The sequence below is a fragment of the Janthinobacterium sp. AD80 genome (assembly GCF_002878455.1).
GTDB lineage: Bacteria > Pseudomonadota > Gammaproteobacteria > Burkholderiales > Burkholderiaceae_D > Janthinobacterium.
This window is the reverse complement of record NZ_NRDQ01000247.1, coordinates 1-2,889: the sequence shown is the minus strand read 5'-3', so window position 1 is coordinate 2,889 and position 2,889 is coordinate 1. Positions and strand designations below refer to the sequence as shown.

The window sequence follows — 2,889 nt, the reverse complement described above, 5'->3', positions numbered from 1 at the left end:
CGGCGTGGCCGCCTACGAGCGCTACCAGGACAGCCTGGTGGCCCCGCCCGCGCCCGCCGCCGCGCCTGTCATCGGCCTGGGCAAGCGATGAAAGGCCATCACGTGAAGGTCGCCATCGTCTCGCTCGACGCCAAAAGCCTCGATGCGCTCGCCGCGCTGTTGCGCGCGCGCAATCCGACGCACCAGATCGAGAAGATCCTGGGCCGGCTCGACCGGCTGCCGCCGGCCAGCACGCCCGATGTGCTGATCCTCGACCAGCCCAGCATCGAGCGGGGCGACCTGGACGCCGTCGAGCGGCTGGGCAATGTGCAGCCGCGCATCGCCTTCATCCTGCTGTGCCGCCAGCACACGCCGGACTTTTTGCTGCAAGCCATGCGCGCCGGCGTGCGCGAAGTGCTCGACTATCCGGCGCCGCCCGGCTGCCTGTACCAGGCCATCGAACGGGTGGAAGAAAAATTGCAGCGACGCAGCGACGCGAATGGCAAGCTGCTGGCCTTTATTTCCTGCAAGGGTGGCAGCGGCGCCACCTTCCTTGCCACCAACCTGGCGTATGCGCTGGCGGCGCAGGGCGACAGCCGCGTGGCCCTGATCGACATGAACCTGCAGTTCGGCGACGCCTCGCTGTTTGTCTCCGACCAAAAACCGCTGGCCACGCTGGCCGACGTGGCGCAGCAGATCCACCGCCTCGACCCCTCGTTCCTCGCCTCGAGCATGCTCAACGTGCTGCCCAACTATGGCGTGCTGGCCGCGCCGGAAGACCCGACCCAGGCCAACGACGTGAAACCCGAGCATGTCGACGCCATCTTGCAGCTGGCGCGCCGGCATTACGATTTCATCGTGCTCGACATCGGCCGCAGCCTCGACGCCATCAGCATCCGCGCGCTGGACCAGGCCGACATGATCTTTCCCGTGCTGCAAACCACCCTGCCCTACATCCGCGACGGCAAGCGCCTGCTCGACGTGTTCCGCTCGCTGGAATACCCGATGGAAAAAGTCCACCTGGTGCTCAACCGCCACGACAAGGGCGGCGAGATCAGCGTGCTCGACCTGGTCAACGCCTATGCCAGCGATATCTACATGACGGTGCCGAACCACTACGAGGCGGCCGCCGCGTCCGTCAACCAGGGCATCCCCGTGCTGCAGCTGGCGCCGGCCAGCCCCATCACGCGGGCGCTGCAGGAATTTGCCCGGCGCCTGGGCGGCGCGGCCCCCATCGCCGCGCAGGATGGCTGGCTGGGCCGCCTGCTGCGCCGCGCGTAAAGCGACTGACACCACCGACTGAGACGAGGACCCCGCATGCATACCGCTCCCATCCCCATCCGCGAACGCCTGGGCCAGCTGCACACGCACCAGCGCGCGGGCAATATCGACAATCGCGCCTACCAGCTGCTCAAGCAGCGCATGCATGCCTTGCTGATGGAAAGGGTGGACCTGGAAAACCTGCAGCGCCTGTCGCCGGAGCAGGTGCGTGAACAGCTGCGCCTGCTGGTCGAGCGCCTGCTGGAAGAAGAAGCCGTCGTCATCAACGACCTCGAACGCAAGAACCTGACGCGCGACATCCAGCACGAAATGCTGGGCTTTGGCCCGCTGGAAGTGCTGCTGGCCGATCCCGGCGTGTCCGATATCCTCGTCAACACGCACAAGCGCGTGTACGTCGAGCGGCGCGGCAAGCTGGAGCTGACGGACGTGTGCTTCATCGACGACGCGCACCTGATGAAAATCATCGACAAGATCGTCTCGCGCGTGGGCCGGCGCATCGATGAATCGAGCCCGATGGTCGATGCGCGCCTGCCCGACGGCTCGCGCGTCAACGCCATCATCCCGCCGCTGGCCATCGACGGGCCCGTGATGTCGATCCGGCGCTTCTCGGCCGACCCGCTGCGCCTGGCCGACCTGGTGGCCTACGACAGCCTGACGGCGGGCATGGCGGAAATTTTGCAGGGATTGGGCAAGGCGAAAATCAACATCCTCATTTCCGGCGGCACGGGCAGCGGCAAGACCACCATGCTCAACGTGATCTCCGGCTTCATCGGCGCCACCGAACGCATCGTCACGGTGGAGGACGCGGCCGAGCTGCAACTGCAGCAGCCGCACGTGGTGCGCCTGGAAACGCGGCCGGCGAATATCGAAGGCAAGGGCGAGGTGACGCAGCGGGCGCTGGTGCGCAATGCGCTGCGCATGCGCCCCGACCGCATCATCCTGGGCGAGGTGCGCGGCGGCGAGGCGCTCGACATGCTGGGCGCCATGAACACGGGCCACGAAGGCTCGATGGCCACCATCCACGCGAATACCCCGCGCGACGCCATCACGCGGCTGGAAAACATGATCAGCATGGCGGCGGCCAGCCTGCCCAGCAAGGCCATGCGCCAGCAGATCAGCTCAGCCGTCAGCGTGGTGGTGCAGGTGTCGCGCTTGACGGACGGCAAACGCAAGGTCACCTCGATCCAGGAAATCACGGGCATGGAGGGCGACATGATCACCATGCAGGAAATCTTCAGCTTCCGCCAGACGGGCGTGGGCGAGGGCGGCACCGTGCTGGGCCACTTTTCCTCGACGGGCATCCGCCCGCGTTTCCTCGAACGCCTGCACACCTTCGGCATCAGCGTGCCGGCCGGGCTGTTTGAACCGACGCGGCAGGGCTTGTGAGATGGCGCTCTTGTTGCTGTTTGGCGCCCTCGTCTTCGCCGCCGCCCTGCTGCTGTCGGCCGGCCTGTACCTGCTGTGGCGCGGCATGCGCAACCGCGCGCCGGGACGCCTGGCCCAGCGCGTGAGGAATGCCAGCGGCGGCGATGCGGGCGGCGGTACGGTCTTGTCGATCAGCAAGCGGCGCCTGCTGTCGCAGCAGCCGCTGCTGCAGCAACTGCTGGAGCGGCTGCCGCCACATGTGAA

Annotated in this window: 2 protein-coding genes and 1 pseudogene; all 3 read left to right on the top strand. The window is 67.0% G+C overall.

The window, feature by feature from the left end:
* Positions 1 to 87: 87 nt before the first annotated feature.
* A complete protein-coding gene (locus JaAD80_RS27980) occupies positions 88 to 1,260 on the top strand; it encodes an AAA family ATPase (RefSeq protein ID WP_258003229.1) in 1,173 nt (390 codons plus the stop codon).
* Positions 1,261 to 1,296: 36 nt separating this feature from the next.
* The gene (locus tag JaAD80_RS27975; RefSeq protein WP_102299414.1) at positions 1,297 to 2,646 is read left to right on the top strand and encodes a CpaF family protein; all 1,350 of its coding nucleotides are present in this window, start codon (positions 1,297 to 1,299) and stop codon (positions 2,644 to 2,646) included.
* A 1-nt stretch (position 2,647) separates the two neighbouring features.
* Positions 2,648 to 2,889, top strand: a pseudogene (locus tag JaAD80_RS27970) (hypothetical protein); the annotation flags it as partial.